Origin of the sequence: Microbacterium sp. che218, assembly GCF_040436305.1 — a bacterium.
Taxonomy (GTDB): domain Bacteria; phylum Actinomycetota; class Actinomycetes; order Actinomycetales; family Microbacteriaceae; genus Microbacterium; species Microbacterium algihabitans.
Genome location: NZ_AP031501.1, coordinates 800,053 through 820,446 on the forward strand (window position 1 = coordinate 800,053; position 20,394 = coordinate 820,446).

A 20,394-nucleotide genomic window follows, 5' to 3' on the forward strand; every position below is an offset into this window, starting at 1 on the left:
GGTCTCAGGCGTGACCCGCGCGTTCCATGGCGCGCAGCTCCTTCTTCATGTCCTGCACCTCGTCGCGAAGGCGTCCGGCGAGCTCGAACTTCAGCTCCGACGCGGCCGCCAGCATCTGCTGCGTCAGGTCGGCGATCGTCGACTCGAGCTGGTCGGCACCCTCGGCCGCGATCCCGGTCCGGCGCAGCGACGGTGTGGGCGACTTGCCCTTGCCCGCCTTGTCGTTGCGTGCCAGCAGCTTCTTCGTATCGGAGGCCTCGCGGTTCAGCACCTCGGTGATGTCGGCGATCTTCTTGCGCAGCGGCTGCGGGTCGATGCCGTGCTCGGTGTTGTAGGCGATCTGCTTCTCGCGGCGACGCTCGGTCTCTTCGATGGCCTTCGCCATCGAGTCGGTCATCTTGTCGGCGTACATGTGCACCTCGCCCGACACGTTTCGAGCGGCGCGGCCGATGGTCTGGATGAGGGACGTGCCGCTGCGGAGGAATCCCTCTTTGTCGGCGTCGAGGATCGCGACCAGTGAGACCTCGGGGAGGTCGAGACCCTCGCGGAGCAGGTTGATGCCCACCAGCACGTCGTACACACCGGCGCGCAGCTCGGTGAGCAGCTCGACGCGGCGGAGCGTGTCGACGTCGGAGTGCAGGTAGCGCACGCGCACCCCGTGCTCACCGAGGAAGTCGGTGAGCTCCTCGGCCATCTTCTTGGTCAGGGTGGTCACCAGCACGCGTTCGTCTTTCTCGACGCGGATGCGGATCTCTTCGAGCAGGTCGTCGATCTGCCCCTTCGAGGGCTTCACGATGATCTCGGGGTCGACGAGTCCGGTGGGGCGGATGATCTGCTCGACGACGCCGTCGGCGATACCCATCTCGTAGCGCCCCGGGGTCGCCGACAGGTAGACCGTCTGCCCGACGCGCTCCTTGAACTCGTCCCACCGCAGCGGGCGGTTGTCCATGGCGCTGGGCAGGCGGAAGCCGTGCTCGACGAGCGTGCGCTTGCGCGACGCGTCTCCCTCGTACATGGCGCCGATCTGCGGCACCGTCACGTGCGACTCGTCGATGACGAGGAGGAAGTCGTCGGGGAAGAAGTCGAGCAGCGTGTGCGGCGGATCGCCGGGCATGCGGCCGTCCATGTGCCGGGAGTAGTTCTCGATGCCCGAGCAGAAGCCGAGCTGCTGCAGCATCTCGAGATCGAACGACGTGCGCATGCGGAGTCGCTGGGCCTCGAGGAGCTTGCCCTGCATCTCGAACTCTTTGAGGCGCTCCTCGAGCTCATGCTCGATCGTGCCGATCGCGCGCTGCACGGTCTCGGTGCCCGCGACGTAGTGCGACGCCGGGAAGATCGGCACCGAGGCCATCTTCTCGATCACGTCGCCGGTGAGCGGATGCAGTGTGTAGAGCGCCTCGATCTCGTCGCCGAACATCTCGATGCGGATGGCGTACTCCTCGTACACCGGGATGATCTCGATCGTGTCGCCGCGCACGCGGAAGTTGCCCCGCGAGAAATCGACGTCGTTGCGGTTGTACTGCATCGAGATGAACTTGCGGATGAGCGCGTCACGGTCGTAGCGCTCCCCCACCTGCAGCGCGACCATCGCGCGCAGGTACTCCTCGGGCGCGCCGAGACCGTAGATGCACGACACGGTCGACACCACCACCACGTCGCGGCGCGAGAGCAGCGAGTTCGTGGTCGAGTGGCGCAGACGCTCGACCTCGGCGTTGATCGAGCTGTCCTTCTCGATGAAGGTGTCCGTCTGCGGCACGTAGGCCTCGGGCTGGTAGTAGTCGTAGTACGACACGAAGTACTCGACCGCGTTGTTGGGCATGAGCTCTCGGAACTCGTTCGCGAGCTGCGCCGCGAGGGTCTTGTTGTGGGCGAGCACGAGCGTGGGCCGCTGCACCTGCTCGACGAGCCAGGCCGTCGTCGCCGACTTTCCGGTACCCGTGGCACCGAGCAGCACGACGTCGGTCTCACCCGCGTTAATGCGCCCGGCGAGCTCGGCGATCGCCTGCGGCTGATCACCGGACGGGGTGTACTCGCTGATGACCTCGAAGGGACGGACGGAACGCGTGGCCTGCATGATTCCAGCGTAGGCGGGACCTCCGACATCGGGGTCGGCTTGCGTTCGCCCAGCGCGAGCGCGACCGCCCCGACGAACCGGTGAGCGGTCTCAGCGGGCGGTGATCCGCTCCCAGAGCCGGTCGACCTGCGCGCGGGTGTCGTCCATCGTCGTCGCCGTGTCGATCACCACGTCGGCCAGCGCGAGACGCTCCTCGTCGCCGACCTGCGAGCCGATGCGGGCTCGGGCGTCGGCATCCGTCATCCCGCGCTCGTGCACGAGGCGGTGCACCCGCTGCTCGGCCGGGGCGTGGGCGACCACGACGAGGTCCCAGGCGTCGCCACCGCGTGCTTCCGCGAGCAAGGGCACGTCGTAGACGACCACCGCAGCGGGATCCACAGCGAACGCCTCGCGGAAGCGTCGCTCCGACTCGGCGCGCACCGCGGGATGCACGAGGGCGTTCAACGCCGCAAGCCGCTCGGGATGCCCGAACACGCGCGCGCCGAGGGCAGGACGATCCAGCGATCCGTCGGGGCGGATGACCTCGGCCCCGAACTCGCGCTCGATCTCGGCGAGCACCGGGGATGCCGGGGCCTGCACCTCGCGCACGATGGCGTCGGCGTCGACCACGACGGCTCCGTGGGCGGCGAAGAGGGAGGCGATGGTCGACTTGCCCGAGGCGATGCCGCCGGTCAGCGCGAGAAGAGGCACCCGACGAGGATGCCACACGCGCCACCCCCCAGCGGCTATCCGTCGCGTCGTCTAGCATTCGAGAAGGCCGCCGCCCGCTCGGCCCTGAAAGCTCCGCCATGTCCACCACGCGCACCACCGTCGTCATCGAAGACGACCTCGACATCCGTCTTCTCGTGTCGACGGTGCTCGAGGGAGCCGGGTTCGTCGTGCATGCGGCCGCGACCGGTCTCGACGGCATCGAGCTGGTCCGTCGATACGACCCGTCCGTGGTCACGCTCGACGTGAGCATGCCCGGGATCGACGGGTTCGAGACCGCCCGCCGCATCCGCGCGTTCAGCACGACGCGCATCCTGATGGTCAGTGCCCGTGCCGACGACGCCGAGCAGCGTGCCGGACGCGAGGCCGGCGCCGACGATTACCTCACCAAGCCGTTCCGCCCTCGTGAGCTGCGCCAACGCGTCGAGTCGCTCCTCGACGCCTCCGCCTGAGCGCTCAGACCAGTCCGAAGGGCTGCGTGCCGGTCGCGGCGGCGTGCGAGGCAGCCTCGTCCGCGCGTGCGATGAGCGCCGCGGCATCGAACCCGTGGTCGGCGGTGAGCGCCATGCCGATGCCCACCACCGGAACGACCGACGGCCCCAGACGGGCGAGGTCGGCGACGACCCGCTCGTGCAGGATGCGCGCGACCCGCCTCACGTCGGTGGTCGCCGTGGTGGTGAACGCCACCGCGACTCCGGCGGCGTCGACCTCTCCCACCAGCGCCATGGTGGGCGCGTGACGGCGCACCGATGCGCGGAACTCGCCCGCGATCGAGTCCGCCTCGTCGGGCCCGAAAGCCACGGCGACGCGCCGCAGGTCGTCGATGCGCACGCCGATCAGACCGACACCCTCGTCGGCTCCCTCGGCACGCGCGCAGACGATGGTCATCGTCGCCTCGAACGATTCGCGGAAGAGCACGCCGTCGGCATCCACCGACAACGACTTCGCCGTGCCCGGCCCGCGTAGCGCGGACTCGTTGGCCCGCAGGGCCGAGGTCACCACGACTGCCGCGATCACCAGCGTGATCGTGAGCAGCGATGACACCCGCGTGTCGAACACCATCCGGAACAGCTCGCTGTCGGGCCCCAGGCTGACGAAGACGACCGTGCGCACCGCGAACCAGACCGCCTCGATCCCCAGCACCAACGTCAACCCGGTGGAACTCCACCGTCGTCGGATCGCGCCGCGACGGGTCTCGACGGCACCGACCACGGCGAGGGCGGCGTTGCCGAGGAAGAGCGCCACCGCTCCCGCCCAGTCCCCGCCGTCTGGACCCGCGGCAAGGGCCGCGACGACGACGATCAGCCCGACGGCCGCCACGATCAACGAGGGGAGGCGCACGGGGCGCCCGTTGAAGGCGACGCATCCGAGCCAGATGAACCCCGTCGCCGCGACAAAGGCGCCGTTGCCGAGCGCGATCGCGAGGTAGACGTCGGGCAGCAGGAGCCAGCCTAGATAGCAGAGGGCCGAGAACGTGCCCGCCAGATACGCACTCGCCCAGAGGCGGCCGGGGAGGCCGTCCTTGAGCATGAGCGTGTCGAGCAGGTACATCGCGGCCGACACGACGATGACCACCGATGCGGCGGTCTGCAGGCTGAGCAGGTCGAGGTTCATGCGCCCTCCTTCGGGTCGCGCGGCAGCCGCACGGTGAATGTGGCGCCTTCGCCCGGGGCGGTGCGCACGGTGATCTCCCCGCCGTGCGCGCGCGCGAGGTCGCGACTGATGGCGAGCCCGAGGCCGCTGCCGTGCGTCGAGGTCTTGCGTACCGCGTCTCCGCGGAAGAACCTTTCGAACAGGCGCGCCTGCTCGCTGGGCGAGATCCCCGGTCCGTCGTCCGCGACCACGATCGACAGCGACTGCACGTCGGCGGTCACCGCCACGGTGATCGAGGCGCCGCGGGGAATGTACTTGACGGCGTTCGAGAGCAGGTTGTCGACGATCTGACGCACGCGTCGGGCGTCGACGACGGCGCGGACCCCGGCGATCTCACCGGTGATGATCCGGATGCCGTGGTCCCGGGCACGCGGTTGGATCGACTCGATCGCGGCGCGGACCAGCGCGGCGATGTCGGTGGGGCTGCGGTCGAGTTCGACGGCATTCCCCCCTCCCGGGGCCGTGGACTGCGCGAGGATGTCGGCCACGAGTTCGAGCAGCCGGGAGGCGTTCCGCTCCGCGATCTCGAGGCGGTCGCGCGCGGCGTCGTCGAGGGTGTCGTCGTCGAGCACCAGATCGAGGTAGCCGATGATCGAGGTCAGCGGGGTGCGGAGCTCGTGCGAGACGCTCGCGACGAGGTCCTCGCGCGCACGGCGGGCCTGCTCCTCGACGGTGACGTCGCGCGAGACGACCACTCCCCCGGCGTCGACCCCATCGGGCGCGGGAAGGCGGCGCGCGGTGACGCTGAGGGCGCGCCGGTCCTCACCGGGGAGCCCGTACCAGACCATCTCGCTCTCGAACACCTCGCCGGCGCGCGCGCGGGCGAGGGGGCTCGCCGAGGCGGCGATGGCCGTCGAGCCGTCGGCGGCGAAGACCGCAATCTCGTGCCCGAACGCATCCGTGGTGTTGAGCAGCAGCCCGTGCGCGGTGTTCGTCACGGCGAACTCGCCCGTCGCGGTGATGCGCGTCACACCGAAGTCGACGGCGTCGAGTACTTCCGTCACGAGGTCTTCCTGGCGTTGCGCCCGCGCGACCGCGCGACGCAGCTCGGCCGACTGCTTCTCGAGCAGGGCCCGCTGCGCTCTCGCCCGGCGCGCGGTCAGATGCGCCATCGACGACAGCGCCGCGATGATGAACGGCAGGATGAACGTCGACGACGCGAAGCGCTGCTCGTTGTCCGTGATGGTCTGGTGCAGCAGCAGGATGCTGACGACGCTCGAGACCCCGACCACGCCCCGCAGTCCGAACGACCCGCCGATCCACAGCGCCGGGAACGCCCACAGCAGCCCGAGGCCCGCGACGGGGGCGCTCTCGCGCATCAGGGCGATGACGACCACGTCGGCGCCGGGCAGGAGCAGGAGCGCCCAGCGCGGCAGCGCCTCCCAGCGCACCAGCACGGCCGCGATCGTGCCCGCGTAGACGACGGCCGCGCCGACGAAGAACAACGACGGATCGCGCACCTGGCCGAGCACGATCGACACGATCACACCGATCGTGGCCGCCGCTGCGAGCAGCGATTGGTTCGAGACGATGCTGCGCCGCAGGCCGAGACCTTCGCTCGGGTTGAAGGGCGCCATGGCCTCGACCATAGCGTTCTCCCAGGCGCCGCCGCGGGAGGTGGGAGCGGTTTCTCGCGCGGATCCTCCGGCGAGGCGCCGTCTCGGTCCCGCCGGCCGGCTCAGAACCCGAAGTCGCCCCCACCGAAATCGCCGCCACCGAAGTCGCCGCCGAACCCGCCTCCGGCGTCGCCGCCGAATCCTCCGCCGATGTCGCCACCGGCATCCGCTCCGCCGGCATCCGTCGGCGAGGCATCGGCAGCGCCCGCGTCGCCGGCGGCGTCATCCGCCGCTGCACCGTCGGCGTACCCCGCCCCGTACCCCGGGTCGAAGAGGGCCCCGACCAACGCGGATCCGACGACGTACCCGCCGATCGTGCCGAGCATCGACGCCCCGAGCATCGAGCCGAACCCGGGGCCGTTCGAGAACGAACGGCCGGCGAACGTGCGCTCCATGAAGCCCGGCTGCCGGTACTCGGCGCGGGTGGCGGCTCGCGCCAGCGCGTCGGGGTCGTCGGTGCGGGGTCGCTCCGCGGGGTCGAGGCCCGATGACAACTCCTGCAGCACCTGCTGACGCTGCTCCGGGGAGAGCTTGCCGAACGCCTCGGCGTGCACCTGCTCGACGGTCTCGGGCGGAGCGGTGCGCAGCAGATAGCGGTAGCGCTCGATCGCCTGCTCGTCGGCGGATGATCCGGATGCCGCCGGGGCAGCGCCCTGCGTGGCCTGAGCCTGCGGCGGAGGCGGCGCGTACCGGCCGTCGGTGTCGCGCAGCTCGCTCGCGGTCCCGCGGGGCGCGGGAGGGACGTCGGCGCGTCGGGAGTCGTCACCGGAACCGAAGAGTCGATCGAGGAAGCCCATGCTGGTCGCCTTTCTGCGGGTGTGCGCCCACGTTACGGGCACGGACACGGCCGAGACAGGGCTTGCGTCCGCCCCCTCATCCGCGCCGCGCGATGGCCTCGCTCACCCAACGTGCGTACCGCGCCCACGGGTCGTCGACACCGGCGGCAAGGCCCGCGATGTGCGCGTCGAGCGCGGGACTGCGACGGAACCACTCGGTCCGCCCGAACCTCTCGGCGGCGAACAGCGCGTGGCGCCGACGTTCGACGAGCCGGTCCCCCGGTTCGAACGCGAGGAGCTCGTCGTGCCAGATCGCGGCGAGGCGGCGGCGCGGGTGGGCCGTGGTGCCGATCTTCACGCGGTCGTCGAAGCGCAGGTAGTAGACGACGTCGACCCGCGGAGCGGGGAGTTCGTCGTCGAGGGGTTCTCCGTGCCGCCACTCGCACACCGCGCACAGCCATCCCGACGGCCAACGGACGCCGAGGCGCGATCCGCACACGAGGCACGGGGTGGGCAGAACGTCGGTGACGCCCTCGTGGGCAACCGACCAGTCGGCGCTCACCGCGAGGTGCCAGGCGCACAGGGCGATCGGCGCGTCGGGCGCTGCAACGCCGACGCAGCCGACGACCAGACAGGGAGGAGAGGGGGGCACGGCGTCAGGCTACGCGCGGCCTCCGACATCGCGGGCGGCCACCGTCCGTCACCGGTGGCGGCCGCCCGCGGGCGTCAGTCCTCGACGGCCGGCGCCTCGAGCAGCAGGAACAGGCCCGCGTAGGGGCCGAGCTCGAGCGAGAAGCTCTGCAGCTCGTCGACCCGCCCGACCGTCTCGCCGGTGGAGGCGTCGACGGCGGTGCTCTGCGGCACGAGCCACTCCGAGCGCACGGTGCCCTCGATCGTCTCGTTCGAGAAGTTCAGCACCGTGATCTGCAGCGGCGCAGTCTCGTCGCGTCGATCGCCCCCGTCGAGCCGATGCACCATGACGAGCATGCTCGGGTGCCCGACCTGCGGGATGTCGACCTGCGACGCGACGGCGATGCCGTTCTCACTGCGGATGCGGAGCACTTCGCGCAGTCCCGAGAGGAACGACTCGGGGTCGTTCTGCTGCGTGCCGAGCGACCCGTACAGCGACCGCGCGCGCGGGATCCCCGACATCGACGACGACGCCTCGGGCGCGACGTCGAGCAGATCGTGCCCTCCGCGCTCGATCCACCGGGTGTCCCCCGACGAGATCAGGTGCCGCACGTCGTCGGCGGGGAGCGTCAGCGACCCGGTGAGGTCCCAACCCGAGAGGGCGAACACACCGGGCTGCCAGGAGTTGTACTTGGCGAGCAGCAGGTGCGCATCGCGGATCGCCGGGATGTCGGCTTCGGTGATGTCGTCGAGCGTCGCCTTGCCCTGGGTGGCCGCGATCAGCGAGGCCGAGGTGCACGCGATCCCGTTCTGCGTGAAGACGAGGTTGTAGTCGGCCTCGACCGTCAGCTTCTCGGTGAGGTCGGCGCGCACCATCTCGGCGATCTCTCCGCCGCTGTACTCCTCGTGTCGGAAGGGGTACAGGGTGTCGCGATGCGTGGTCGCCCAGTGCACGAGCTCGTACGTCAGCTCGTCGTGGTTCTGCAGACCGTGCACGAGCTGCACCGGCTCCACGCCCGTCTCGAGGGCCGTGTTCAGCGCGAGGCGGAGGAACTCGGTGTTCGCCGTCGCGAGGGCGTGGTGATACCCGGGCCGGGTCACGAAGTCGTAAGAGAGGTCGGCGCCCACTGCTCCGGTGTCGCGGATGTCCTCCATCGTGAGGTTCAGCTCCTGGAAGGTGAACCCGCCCACTTTGCGGACCATGCCCGCGATGATGTGGTTTGCCGCGTGCGAGAGCGGATGGCCTTCCGACCATGCCGGGAGCCCCTCCGCGCTCTTCTCGACACCGAGGAAGCCGTTCGCGTCGAGACGCAGGGCGCTCGTGCCGAGGTCGCCCAGCGAGTGCAGGGCATCGCCGATGACGAGGCGCATGCCCGCGAACGTGGGGTCGAGCCAGTTGATGGAGGGCTGTCCCTCCTTGAAGTAGTGCAGGTAGACCCATCGGCGCTCGAGGCCGTCGGTGCCCACGACCGGAGCGGTGGTGCTCCAGTTGGTTTCCTTGACGCCGGGGGTGTAGAAGATCACGCGCTGCAGCTCGCCGATGATGTAGCCACGGGCGCTGAGCTCGCGCTCGGTCTCGGAGTCGAGGTTGACCGAGTCGCGACCGGCGGGCACCTCGGGCAGCAGGTCCCAGTCCTCACGCGGGATCTCGACCATGTGGTAGATGCCCGGGTAATCCTTGTACGCCATCTCGGCGAGGCGGAAGTCGGCGCCCTTGCCCGTGTGACCGGGCACGATGTCGTCGATGACGCTGCCGCCGTGGGACTCCGCCACGTCGGCGACGCGGCGGAAGGCGTTCTCGTCACCGAACTCGGGGTCGATCTGCGTACTGATGCGGTCGAAGTGGCCGTCGACGCTGGGCGTCTCCTGCCAGCCCGTGATGCCGCCGGCTCGCTTGACGGGACCCGTGTGGATGCCGTTGATCCCGACCCACTCGAAGGCCTCCCACAGCGCCTCGTCGCCGAGGGCTTCGAGGAACGACTCCCCCGGACGCGTGATCAGCGAGATGGGGTAGGCCGTGAACCAGACGTCGGTCGACTCGATGGCGCGGCGCGCATCGGGCCGGGCGTACGGGTTGCGCCACATCGACGGCTGACCCGACAGCTGCCGGCTCAACACGTCGGCATCTTTCAGCATCGACTGGCGGACCAGCCACTCCACGTAGGAGGGGTTGCCGCCGTTGGCGTTGCGCGGATCCGTCAGGAAGCGACGCAGCGTGCCGCCGCGGAACTGATCCCGCGGGCGAAGGCGCCGCGGCCGCGCCGGATAGCGCTGCTCGTCGTAACTGATCTCGGTCGTGGCCTCCGCCACGTCGTCGGCCTCGACACGCTCCGCGTCGAAGTGATCCGCATCGACCACGGCGTCATCCGCCATGGTCCGCTCGTCGGCGTCATCCACGCGCGACCTCCCTCTCACGTCACCATCGACGCTAGTCGGTTCCCCCGACATCGAAGGTGGCCATTGACCTCGCCCCTCGGTGTGTCGATGAATCCGTGGCTCACGGAGCCCCGCGCGGCGCGCGAAGAGCCGCCACAGCGAGCACGAACGCCGCACCGCACATGACCAGGACCGCTCCGACGAACGGCGCCCACCCGAGCGAGCCGAACAGCAGTCCCAGCGCCCAGCCGAACACGCTGGAGCCGGCGTAGTAGCCGAGGTAATACAGAGACGACGCCTGGGCGCGCGCGCTCGGCTCGGCGGCCACGGGTGTCCATCCGGATGCCACGGCGTGGGCGCCGAAGAAGCCGGCGGTGAACAGCAGCAGGCCGGGGATCACGGCGACGAGCGTCGGCACGAACATCAGTGCGGCGCCCGCGCTCATCACCCCGATGCTCGAGAGCAGGACGGGGAGCCGGCCGTGCCGGACAGCCAGGGCGCCCGCGCGCGGCGATGACGCCGTCCCGGCGAGGTAGGCGAGGAACAGCAAGGCCACCAGCGCCGGCGCGAGGGCGAACGGCGGAGCCGTCAGATGAAAGCCGAGGTAGTTGTACACCGCGACGAAGGCCCCCATCAGCAGGAAGCCCTGCGCGTAGAGCGCGAGTTGCACGGGCGACCGCAAGTTGGGGGCCAGTCGCGCGCGGATCGTCGGTCCCCGCTCCCGCCGGGCGCGGCCGGGGACGAATCCGCGTGCCTTCGGGACGAGGCCGAGGAACAGTACGGCCGCGAGCACGCAGAGCAGAACGACGGATGCCACTCCCCACCGCCACCCGGCGAGTTCACCGACCCATCCCGAGAAGACGCGTCCCGACAATCCGCCGACCGTCGTTCCCGCGATGTACGAGCCCGCGGCCGCGGCGACGTGGCGTGGCGACACCTCCTCGCTGAGGTAGGCGAGAGCCACGGCGGGGACTGCGCCGAGCGCGGCTCCCTCGAGCAGGCGGAGCGCCAGCAGCACACCCATGTCGCCGGCGAACGGGGTGAGCGCCCCCAGGAGGGTGGCGACCAGGAGGCCGATCGTCATCGCCGGGACCCGACCGATGCGATCCGCGACGATCGACCACGGGATGACGGCCGCCGCGAGACCCAGCGTCGACGCCGACACCGTCAGCGCGGCCGCCGCGGGCCCACCACCGACGTCGGCGGCGATGGCCGGGAGGACGGCCTGTGTGGCGTACAGCTGCGCGAAGGTCGCGACTCCTCCGAAGAAGAGTCCGATGAGAAGACGCCGGTACTCGCGGCTCCCCGGTACGTGCCCCGAGAACCCGCTCACGGTCTCGACCCTACCCGGCCCGGATACGACGAAACGCCGCCGCATCCCCTCCTCTCGGTGGGGTGCGACGGCGTCATGCCGAATGCGGCGCGCGAGCACGCCTGTAAATGCGAAATGGCCACCCAGCTTTGGGTGGCCATTTCGACTTAAAGGAAGTCCGGCGGTGTCCTACTCTCCCACAGGGTCCCCCCTGCAGTACCATCGGCGCTGAGAGGCTTAGCTTCCGGGTTCGGAATGTGACCGGGCGTTTCCCTCTCGCTATGGCCGCCGAAACACTATTGATGTTTCAAAAACCAACAACGATATTTCATTGTTGTGTTCCCGACCGTACATCGAGAACCACTCAGTGGACGCAAGCACCAAAAACGGTGTGTTATCAAGTCATCGGCTTATTAGTACCGGTCAGCTTCACGTATTACTACGCTTCCACATCCGGCCTATCAACCCAGTAGTCTGGCTGGGAGCCTCTCACCATAAATGGTATGGAAGTCTCATCTTGAGGCCGGCTTCCCGCTTAGATGCTTTCAGCGGTTATCCATCCCGAACGTAGCTAATCAGCGGTGCTCCTGGCGGAACAACTGACACACCAGAGGTTCGTCCAACCCGGTCCTCTCGTACTAGGGTCAGATCCTCTCAAACTTCCTACGCGCGCAGCGGATAGGGACCGAACTGTCTCACGACGTTCTAAACCCAGCTCGCGTACCGCTTTAATGGGCGAACAGCCCAACCCTTGGGACCTACTCCAGCCCCAGGATGCGACGAGCCGACATCGAGGTGCCAAACCATGCCGTCGATATGGACTCTTGGGCAAGATCAGCCTGTTATCCCCGAGGTACCTTTTATCCGTTGAGCGACAGCGCTTCCACAAGCCACTGCCGGATCACTAGTCCCGACTTTCGTCCCTGCTCGACCTGTCAGTCTCACAGTCAAGCTCCCTTGTGCACTTACACTCGCCACCTGATTGCCAACCAGGTTGAGGGAACCTTTGGGCGCCTCCGTTACATTTTGGGAGGCAACCGCCCCAGTTAAACTACCCACCAGGCACTGTCCCTGAACCGGATCACGGTCCTAAGTTAGATATCCAGAGTGACCAGAGTGGTATTTCAACAATGACTCCACACTCACTGGCGTGAATGCTTCACCGTCTCCCACCTATCCTACACAAGCCACACCGAACACCAATACCAAGCTGTAGTAAAGGTCACGGGGTCTTTCCGTCCTGCTGCGCGTAACGAGCATCTTTACTCGTAATGCAATTTCGCCGAGTTCGCGGTTGAGACAGTTGGGAAGTCGTTACGCCATTCGTGCAGGTCGGAACTTACCCGACAAGGAATTTCGCTACCTTAGGATGGTTATAGTTACCACCGCCGTTTACTGGGGCTTAAATTCTCAGCTTCGCCTTGCGGCTAACCGGTCCTCTTAACCTTCCAGCACCGGGCAGGCGTCAGTCCGTATACATCGTCTTGCGACTTGGCACGGACCTGTGTTTTTAGTAAACAGTCGCTACCCACTAGTCTCTGCGGCCACCACACCCTTTCGGAGCAAGTCCTAATAAGTGGATGGCCCCCCTTCTCCCGAAGTTACGGGGGCATTTTGCCGAGTTCCTTAACCACGATTCTCTCGATCTCCTTGGTATTCTCTACCTGACCACCTGAGTCGGTTTGGGGTACGGGCGGCTTGAACCTCGCGTCGATGCTTTTCTTGGCAGCATAGGATCACCCACTTTTTATCCGCATCGTGTCTCAGCCTTAATAAGTGACGGATTTGCCTATCACTTGGCCTACGCACTTGCACCAGGACTACCATCGCCTGGCTTGGGCTACCTTCCTGCGTCACACCTGTTAATACGCTAGCCGCACCAGCATGGGGTCGAGCGTTCACACGGACGTGCCTTCACCCCGAAGGGATCAACAACATTCCGAGCTAGGACTCTTAGCACCACTGGATTAGCTTGGGCGGTTCTTCGCCGGTACGGGAATATCAACCCGTTGTCCATCGACTACGCCTGTCGGCCTCGCCTTAGGTCCCGACTTACCCAGGGAAGATTAGCTTGACCCTGGAACCCTTGGTCTTTCGGAGGACGTGTTTCTCACACGTCTTTCGCTACTCATGCCTGCATTCTCACTCGTGTAGCGTCCACGGCTGGGTCACCCCGCCGCTTCACTCGCCACACGACGCTCTCCTACCCATCAACACGGCTGGACCACGAAGGCCTACCAAAAATGTCAATGCCACAACTTCGGTGGCGTGCTTGAGCCCCGTTACATTGTCGGCGCGGAATCACTTGACCAGTGAGCTATTACGCACTCTTTCAAGGGTGGCTGCTTCTAAGCCAACCTCCTGGTTGTCAAAGCAACTCCACATCCTTTCCCACTTAGCACGCGCTTAGGGACCTTAGTTGGTGGTCTGGGTTGTTTCCCTCTCGACTATGAAGCTTATCCCCCACAGTCTCACTGCTGCGCTCTCACTTACCGGCATTCGGAGTTTGGCTGACGTCAGTAACCTTGTAGGGCCCATCGGCCATCCAGTAGCTCTACCTCCGGCAAGAAACACGCAACGCTGCACCTAAATGCATTTCGGAGAGAACCAGCTATCACGAAGTTTGATTGGCCTTTCACCCCTATCCACAGCTCATCCCCTCAGTTTTCAACCTAAGTGGGTTCGGTCCTCCACGACGTCTTACCGTCGCTTCAACCTGGCCATGGATAGATCACTTCGCTTCGGGTCTAGGACACGCGACTGAATCGCCCTATTCAGACTCGCTTTCGCTACGGCTACCCCACACGGGTTAACCTCGCCACGTATCGCTAACTCGCAGGCTCATTCTTCAAAAGGCACGCTGTCACCCCTACTAAGGAGGCTCCAACGGTTTGTAAGCAAACGGTTTCAGGTACTATTTCACTCCCCTCCCGGGGTACTTTTCACCTTTCCCTCACGGTACTTGTCCGCTATCGGTCATCTGGGAGTATTTAGGCTTATCAGGTGGTCCTGACAGATTCACACGGGATTTCTCGGGCCCCGTGCTACTTGGGATACTCTTCACGCCAAGAACAAGCATTTCGACTACGGGGTTCGCACCCTCTATGACCGGCCGTTCAAAACCGTTCGTCTATACTCTCTTGTCACGTCGATCATTCGGCAGAACAATCCGAAAAGTCCCACAACCCCCAACATGCAACGCCTGCCGGCTATCACACACGCTAGGTTTAGCCTCTTCCGATTTCGCTCGCCACTACTGACGGAATCGCTTTTGCTTTCTCTTCCTGTGGGTACTGAGATGTTTCACTTCCCCACGTTCCCTCTACCCGCCCTATATATTCAGGCGGGAGTCACCAGGTACGCACGCGCCCTGGCGGGGTTTCCCCATTCGGACACCCTCGGATCAAAACTCGCTTATCAGTTCCCCGAGGCTTATCGCAGATTGCTACGTCCTTCTTCGGCTCCAGATGCCAAGGCATCCACCGTTTGCTCTTAAAGACTTGAAATCACATGAGTTGAATCGTCAAAAAATTGACTAATGATCTTTAAGATCATCTTCACGACACAAACCCGAAGGCTCATGTCGAAGATGCTCGCGTCCACTGTGTAGTTCTCAAAGTACGGGCGGTACCCCTCCCCGACGCCACAACCGTGACACCAGAAAAAGGCCCTCGAGGAACAGCCACCAACAACGAATCCGAAGACCCCCGTCAGCGCCCGGCCCCTCAGGACCCAACAGCGTGCATGTGCCCACCCCTTTGGACCGAACCGTTCCCACAGACAAGCTGCGTACTAGATCCAAACCATCAGATATGAGCACCAAGTCAAATGTTCCACCCATGAGCTAACCGGCAGACACATTCGGTCTGATCCGGCGCCTGAACAACCCCATTACAGGGCGTCAGATGCTCCTTAGAAAGGAGGTGATCCAGCCGCACCTTCCGGTACGGCTACCTTGTTACGACTTAGTCCTAATTACCGATCCCACCTTCGACGGCTCCCTCCACAAGGGTTGGGCCACCGGCTTCAGGTGTTACCGACTTTCATGACTTGACGGGCGGTGTGTACAAGACCCGGGAACGTATTCACCGCAGCGTTGCTGATCTGCGATTACTAGCGACTCCGACTTCATGAGGTCGAGTTGCAGACCTCAATCCGAACTGGGACCGGCTTTTTGGGATTCGCTCCACCTCACGGTATTGCAGCCCTTTGTACCGGCCATTGTAGCATGCGTGAAGCCCAAGACATAAGGGGCATGATGATTTGACGTCATCCCCACCTTCCTCCGAGTTGACCCCGGCAGTATCCCATGAGTTCCCACCATTACGTGCTGGCAACATAGAACGAGGGTTGCGCTCGTTGCGGGACTTAACCCAACATCTCACGACACGAGCTGACGACAACCATGCACCACCTGTTTACGAGTGTCCAAAGAGTTGACCATTTCTGGCCCGTTCTCGTATATGTCAAGCCTTGGTAAGGTTCTTCGCGTTGCATCGAATTAATCCGCATGCTCCGCCGCTTGTGCGGGTCCCCGTCAATTCCTTTGAGTTTTAGCCTTGCGGCCGTACTCCCCAGGCGGGGAACTTAATGCGTTAGCTGCGTCACGGAAACCGTGGAATGGTCCCCACAACTAGTTCCCAACGTTTACGGGGTGGACTACCAGGGTATCTAAGCCTGTTTGCTCCCCACCCTTTCGCTCCTCAGCGTCAGTTACGGCCCAGAGATCTGCCTTCGCCATCGGTGTTCCTCCTGATATCTGCGCATTCCACCGCTACACCAGGAATTCCAATCTCCCCTACCGCACTCTAGTCTGCCCGTACCCACTGCAGGCCCGAGGTTGAGCCTCGGGATTTCACAGCAGACGCGACAAACCGCCTACGAGCTCTTTACGCCCAATAATTCCGGATAACGCTTGCGCCCTACGTATTACCGCGGCTGCTGGCACGTAGTTAGCCGGCGCTTTTTCTGCAGGTACCGTCACTTTCGCTTCTTCCCTGCTAAAAGAGGTTTACAACCCGAAGGCCGTCATCCCTCACGCGGCGTTGCTGCATCAGGCTTTCGCCCATTGTGCAATATTCCCCACTGCTGCCTCCCGTAGGAGTCTGGGCCGTGTCTCAGTCCCAGTGTGGCCGGTCACCCTCTCAGGCCGGCTACCCGTCGACGCCTTGGTGAGCCATTACCTCACCAACAAGCTGATAGGCCGCGAGCCCATCCCAGACCAAAAAATCTTTCCAACCCCCACCATGCGATAGGGGCTCATATCCAGTATTAGACGCCGTTTCCAGCGCTTATCCCAGAGTCCAGGGCAGGTTGCTCACGTGTTACTCACCCGTTCGCCACTGATCCACCAAGCAAGCTTGGCTTCACCGTTCGACTTGCATGTGTTAAGCACGCCGCCAGCGTTCATCCTGAGCCAGGATCAAACTCTCCGTAAAAAAGAAATGCATACAACCACCGGGAAAACGGGGCCGCAGCGAGTTTGAAACTGACCAAAGAGAAACATCATTACTGACGTATCCATATGCCAACCCCCGAAAGGGCTGGTCTTTGATCCAAAGGAATTTCTCGCAATCCGAATACACGGACCGACGAGGAATAAATTGGCATTTGACAAGTGCACGCTGTTGAGTTCTCAAGGAACGGACGCACCCACAGGAAACAGTCTTCCGACCTACCCGTGAAGCAGTTCACTACCTTCACCGGCCACTCAGCACTCGATTCCGCAGTGGGACCTCACGAAGAGATCGCCCTCGGGAACCGGCCGAACGGCCAGAACCAAAACCTTACACCATTTGGTGGGGTTCTGGGTAATTCACCGCTTGAGAGGAAGCGTGGCCTTCCGGCCCCTCCGCTCTCCCCTGTGGGGCGAACAAGTAATAAGTTACGCGGGAGCCGCCGACCCGTCGAATCCAGGCGCTCCCCGGGCGTGTCGGGGGCCCGGAACCGCGGAATCCTCCGGAAACGACGATGGGCCCGTGCGACGGTGTCGTCGCTCGGGCCCTTCCGCATCGCGGGTCAGGCGGCGAGGTGCAACGTCGCCACCGAGGACGCCGCCTCGGAAAGGCCGCCGTAGAACTCGATGCCCCCGAAGAACATCGCGCCGATCACGAGGGCGAAGACGAACAGGATCGAGAGGAACAGCACGGCGACGCCGGCGAGGGTGATGAGAAGCGGAAGTCGAGAGGCCATGCCACCATCTTGCCCTGCTCCCCCACCTCGCGCGGGGGGTTGCACCCGGAAACGACCGAAGGCCGGCACCTCCGAAGAGGTACCGGCCTTCGATGCGGGACGGATCAGCGGCCAGAGAGCTTCTCGCGAAGCGCAGCCAGCGACTCGTCGTCGGCGAGGGTGCCCTGGGCGGGCGTCTCCGACGAGAACGATCCACCGAACGAACCGGCGTCCGTCGGGTTGGCGGCCTCGGCCTCGAGGGCCTTGGCGACGGCAGCCTTGTGGGCTTCCCAGCGACCCTGAGCAGCGGCGTACTCCTGCTCCCAGGCCTCGCGCTGAGTGTCGAAGCCCTCGAGCCATGCACCCGACTCGGGGTCGAAGCCCTCGGGGTACTTGTACTCGCCACGCTCGTCGTACTCAGTTGCCATGCCGTACAGCGCCGGGTCGAACTCGGTGCCGTTGGGGTCGACCGACTCGTTGGCCTGCTTGAGCGACAGCGAGATGCGGCGACGCTCGAGGTCGATGTCGATGATCTTGACGAACACCTCTTCGCCGACCGACACGACCTGCTCGGCGAGCTCGACGTGCTTGCCCGACAGCTCGGAGATGTGCACGAGGCCCTCGATGCCGTCGGCCACGCGGACGAACGCACCGAAGGGAACGAGCTTGGTGACCTTGCCCGGAGCGATCTGACCGATCGCGTGGGTACGGGCGAACACCTGCCACGGGTCTTCCTGCGTCGCCTTGAGCGAGAGCGACACGCGCTCGCGGTCGAGGTCGACCTCGAGGATCTCGACGGTGACCTCCTGGCCCACCTCGACGACCTCGGAGGCGTGCTCGATGTGCTTCCAGGACAGCTCGGAGACGTGGACGAGACCGTCGACGCCACCCAGGTCGACGAACGCACCGAAGTTGACGATCGACGAGACCGTGCCCTTGCGGACCTGGCCCTTGTGGAGGTTGTTGAGGAACGTGGTGCGCGACTCGGACTGCGTCTGCTCAAGCAGGGCGCGGCGCGACAGCACGACGTTGTTGCGGTTCTTGTCGAGCTCGAGGATCTTGGCCTCGATCTCCTGGCCGAGGTACGGCGTGAGGTCGCGGACGCGGCGCAGCTCGATGAGCGAAGCCGGGAGGAAGCCGCGGAGGCCGATGTCGACGATGAGACCACCCTTGACGACCTCGATCACGGAACCGGTGACAACACCGTCGTTCTCCTTGATCTTCTCGACGTCGCCCCACGCACGCTCGTACTGCGCGCGCTTCTTGGACAGGATGAGGCGGCCTTCCTTGTCCTCCTTCTGGAGAACGAGGGCCTCGACGTGGTCGCCGACGTTGACGACCTCGTTGGGGTCGACGTCGTGCTTGATCGAGAGCTCGCGGGAGGGGATGACACCCTCGGTCTTGTAGCCGACGTCGAGGAGGACCTCGTCGCGGTCGATCTTCACGACGGTGCCTTCGATGAGGTCTCCGTCGTTGAAGAACTTGAGCGTCTTCTCGACCGCGGCCAGGAAGTCTTCGGCCGAGCCGATGTCGTTGATCGCGACCTGCTTGGTAGCCGGGGCGGTCGTTGCGGTAGTCATGTAGTGGGTTGTCCTAGTTGGGTGTGGTGTCGGGCTCCGACTCCTGTGCCAGTGGTCCGGCGGACCATGGCCTTCGGGCATTCGGACGCCCATGGGCGAACGGATACCGCGAGTCGAAGCGAAGCGGATTTGTTCGTGCGATGCCACGGGCTCACTCGGGAAACGAGCAGAGCCATACGTGTGACACCTCAGTTTAGCGCACTGACCGCCCGCACCGCTCCGTGGGCCGGCGTGCACCCGCCCTGGGGATCGTCGTCGTTCGCGCGCGTGGGACGCACGGCATCCGGATGCGAGGAATCGGCGGGATCGATTCGCCCCGGATCGGCACTTTTCTCGGGCCGATCGAGAGCGGTACGCCCAGGTGGCATCCAGACTGCCGTGCCAGGCTCCCGATTTCGTACCCGCCGTGCGCGGGCCGGACGGTGACACCCGCACCGTCCTCCCTCACGTGAAACCGGTTCTATGCGCTCTGATTCGACGCCCCTTACCAATCGTCGCGCCCGTCGCCTGGCCACCCGTCGCACCCGTCGTCGTCCTCTGACGGCCATGGGCGCCCTCGTGGTCGGAGTCGTCGCGGCAGCGGCCCTCACCGGCACCGTCCCGGCAGCGACGGCCTCCCCCGCCGACCTGTCGACCGCCACCTTCTCGCTCGCCTCGGCGACCACCCCCGTCGCCCTCGCGGCCTCCGCCGGACCCCAGATCTCCGAGGCGCGCGCGGCCACCGCCGCCGCCTCGACCTCTCTCAGCGCCGCCACGCAGGTGCAGGGCGACATCGCGGCATCCGGTCTCGACATCGGCCAGCCCGCCACGGTCGACACCACGGCCCTCGAGGCCGCGACCGACCGTCTCGAGAAGGCGTACGTGCTGCCCGAGACCTTCCTGCCCGCGCTCACCGAGAACGTCACCGCCGCCTCGGCGACGGTCGACCAGCGCGTGTCGGAGCTGCGCGGCGGCCTCGACGCCGCCGTCGCCAAGAAGGCCGAAGAGGAAGCCGCCGCCGAGAAGGCGCGCCAGGAGGCCGAAGCGGCCGCCGCCGCAGCCGCCGCCGAGAAGGCCGCCGCCGAGCAGCAGGCCGCCAAGAGCTCCAGCAGCTCCAACAGCGGAAGCAGCAGCAGCAACAAGAGCAGTGGGGGCGGCGGCACGTCGTCGGCTCCCCCGGCCTCGAGCGGCGGCGGATCGGGCGACAACAGCCCCGCCGGTGCCCAGGCGACCGCCCGCGGCATGCTCGCAGGTTGGGGATGGGGCGACTACCAGTTCAGCTGCCTCGTCTCGCTCTGGAACAAGGAGTCGGGCTGGAACTACAAGGCCTACAACGCCGGCAGCGGCGCCACGGGCATTCCGCAGGCCCTTCCCGGCAGCAAGATGGCGTCGGCCGGCGCCGACTGGCAGACCAACGCCGCCACGCAGATCGCCTGGGGCTTCGGCTACATCTCGGGCCGCTACGGCACCCCCTGCGCCGCGTGGGGTCACTCGCAGTCGACCGGCTGGTACTGACCCC

Annotated in this window: 12 protein-coding genes and 3 rRNA genes; 2 read left to right on the forward strand and 13 right to left on the reverse strand. The window is 65.6% G+C overall.

Annotated elements, in window-relative coordinates; genetic code table 11:
* Window positions 1–4: 4 nt before the first annotated feature.
* Both uvrB and coaE read right to left on the reverse strand, forming a co-directional pair.
* Entirely contained in the window at window positions 5–2,074 is a 2,070-nt protein-coding gene (uvrB, locus tag ABXS86_RS03795; protein ID WP_144833171.1) for an excinuclease ABC subunit UvrB, read from the reverse strand.
* A gap of 90 nt (window positions 2,075–2,164) precedes the next feature.
* A complete protein-coding gene (gene coaE, locus ABXS86_RS03800; protein WP_353665665.1) occupies window positions 2,165–2,764 on the reverse strand; it encodes a dephospho-CoA kinase in 600 nt (199 codons plus the stop codon).
* 98 nt (window positions 2,765–2,862) lie between these two features.
* Here coaE and ABXS86_RS03805 point away from each other — a divergent pair, with 98 nt between their 5' ends.
* Window positions 2,863–3,234 (forward strand): response regulator transcription factor, encoded by a 372-nt coding sequence (locus ABXS86_RS03805; protein WP_307210689.1) that lies wholly within the window; start codon window positions 2,863–2,865, stop codon window positions 3,232–3,234.
* A 4-nt stretch (window positions 3,235–3,238) separates the two neighbouring features.
* On the opposite strand, the gene ABXS86_RS03810 is transcribed toward ABXS86_RS03805, so the two are convergent.
* The 11 genes from ABXS86_RS03810 to rpsA form a co-directional block, all read right to left on the reverse strand.
* Entirely contained in the window at window positions 3,239–4,396 is a 1,158-nt protein-coding gene (locus ABXS86_RS03810) for a diguanylate cyclase domain-containing protein (RefSeq protein WP_353665666.1), read from the reverse strand.
* A complete protein-coding gene (locus ABXS86_RS03815) occupies window positions 4,393–6,012 on the reverse strand; it encodes a sensor histidine kinase (RefSeq protein ID WP_353665667.1) in 1,620 nt (539 codons plus the stop codon). Before ABXS86_RS03815 ends, ABXS86_RS03810 begins: the two co-directional genes overlap by 4 nt.
* A 101-nt stretch (window positions 6,013–6,113) precedes the next feature.
* Window positions 6,114–6,848 (reverse strand): hypothetical protein, encoded by a 735-nt coding sequence (locus tag ABXS86_RS03820; protein ID WP_353665668.1) that lies wholly within the window; start codon window positions 6,846–6,848, stop codon window positions 6,114–6,116.
* Between the two features lie 76 nt (window positions 6,849–6,924).
* Window positions 6,925–7,479, reverse strand: coding sequence for a GIY-YIG nuclease family protein (locus ABXS86_RS03825; RefSeq protein ID WP_353665669.1), 555 nt, complete (start codon window positions 7,477–7,479; stop codon window positions 6,925–6,927).
* A 74-nt stretch (window positions 7,480–7,553) separates the two neighbouring features.
* Window positions 7,554–9,830, reverse strand: coding sequence for a maltose alpha-D-glucosyltransferase (gene treS / locus ABXS86_RS03830; protein ID WP_409988246.1), 2,277 nt, complete (start codon window positions 9,828–9,830; stop codon window positions 7,554–7,556).
* Window positions 9,831–9,954: 124 nt separating this feature from the next.
* Window positions 9,955–11,211, reverse strand: coding sequence for an MFS transporter (locus ABXS86_RS03835; RefSeq protein ID WP_409988239.1), 1,257 nt, complete (start codon window positions 11,209–11,211; stop codon window positions 9,955–9,957).
* 110 nt (window positions 11,212–11,321) lie between these two features.
* Window positions 11,322–11,438: ribosomal RNA gene (gene rrf, locus ABXS86_RS03840) — 5S ribosomal RNA — on the reverse strand.
* A 100-nt stretch (window positions 11,439–11,538) separates the two neighbouring features.
* Window positions 11,539–14,651, reverse strand: a 23S ribosomal RNA gene (locus ABXS86_RS03845).
* A 410-nt stretch (window positions 14,652–15,061) separates the two neighbouring features.
* Window positions 15,062–16,583 (reverse strand): 16S ribosomal RNA (locus ABXS86_RS03850).
* Together the 16S, 23S and 5S rRNA genes form the textbook arrangement of a ribosomal RNA operon.
* Before the next feature lie 580 nt (window positions 16,584–17,163).
* Window positions 17,164–17,337 carry a hypothetical protein gene (locus ABXS86_RS03855; protein ID WP_307210668.1) on the reverse strand — a complete coding sequence of 58 codons (174 nt, stop codon included), beginning with the start codon at window positions 17,335–17,337 and terminating at the stop codon, window positions 17,164–17,166.
* A gap of 104 nt (window positions 17,338–17,441) precedes the next feature.
* Complete coding sequence (gene rpsA / locus ABXS86_RS03860) at window positions 17,442–18,896, reverse strand: 30S ribosomal protein S1 (protein ID WP_056227982.1); 1,455 nt, start codon at window positions 18,894–18,896, stop codon at window positions 17,442–17,444.
* A 462-nt stretch (window positions 18,897–19,358) separates the two neighbouring features.
* Between rpsA and ABXS86_RS03865 the strand changes: the two genes are divergently transcribed.
* The gene (locus tag ABXS86_RS03865) at window positions 19,359–20,390 is read left to right on the forward strand and encodes a lytic transglycosylase domain-containing protein (RefSeq protein ID WP_409988240.1); all 1,032 of its coding nucleotides are present in this window, start codon (window positions 19,359–19,361) and stop codon (window positions 20,388–20,390) included.
* Window positions 20,391–20,394 lie beyond the last annotated feature (4 nt).

Coding starts and splice junctions, on each gene's coding strand:
- uvrB (WP_144833171.1), bottom strand. CDS start 2,074: ATGCAGGCCACGCGTTCCGTCCGTCCCTTCGAGGTCATCAGCGAGTAC.
- ABXS86_RS03805 (WP_307210689.1), top strand. CDS start 2,863: ATGTCCACCACGCGCACCACCGTCGTCATCGAAGACGACCTCGACATC.
- ABXS86_RS03810 (WP_353665666.1), bottom strand. CDS start 4,396: ATGAACCTCGACCTGCTCAGCCTGCAGACCGCCGCATCGGTGGTCATC.
- ABXS86_RS03815 (WP_353665667.1), bottom strand. CDS start 6,012: ATGGCGCCCTTCAACCCGAGCGAAGGTCTCGGCCTGCGGCGCAGCATC.
- ABXS86_RS03820 (WP_353665668.1), bottom strand. CDS start 6,848: ATGGGCTTCCTCGATCGACTCTTCGGTTCCGGTGACGACTCCCGACGC.
- treS (WP_409988246.1), bottom strand. CDS start 9,830: ATGGCGGATGACGCCGTGGTCGATGCGGATCACTTCGACGCGGAGCGT.
- ABXS86_RS03835 (WP_409988239.1), bottom strand. CDS start 11,211: ATGCGGCGGCGTTTCGTCGTATCCGGGCCGGGTAGGGTCGAGACCGTG.
- ABXS86_RS03855 (WP_307210668.1), bottom strand. CDS start 17,337: ATGGCCTCTCGACTTCCGCTTCTCATCACCCTCGCCGGCGTCGCCGTG.
- rpsA (WP_056227982.1), bottom strand. CDS start 18,896: ATGACTACCGCAACGACCGCCCCGGCTACCAAGCAGGTCGCGATCAAC.
- ABXS86_RS03865 (WP_409988240.1), top strand. CDS start 19,359: ATGCGCTCTGATTCGACGCCCCTTACCAATCGTCGCGCCCGTCGCCTG.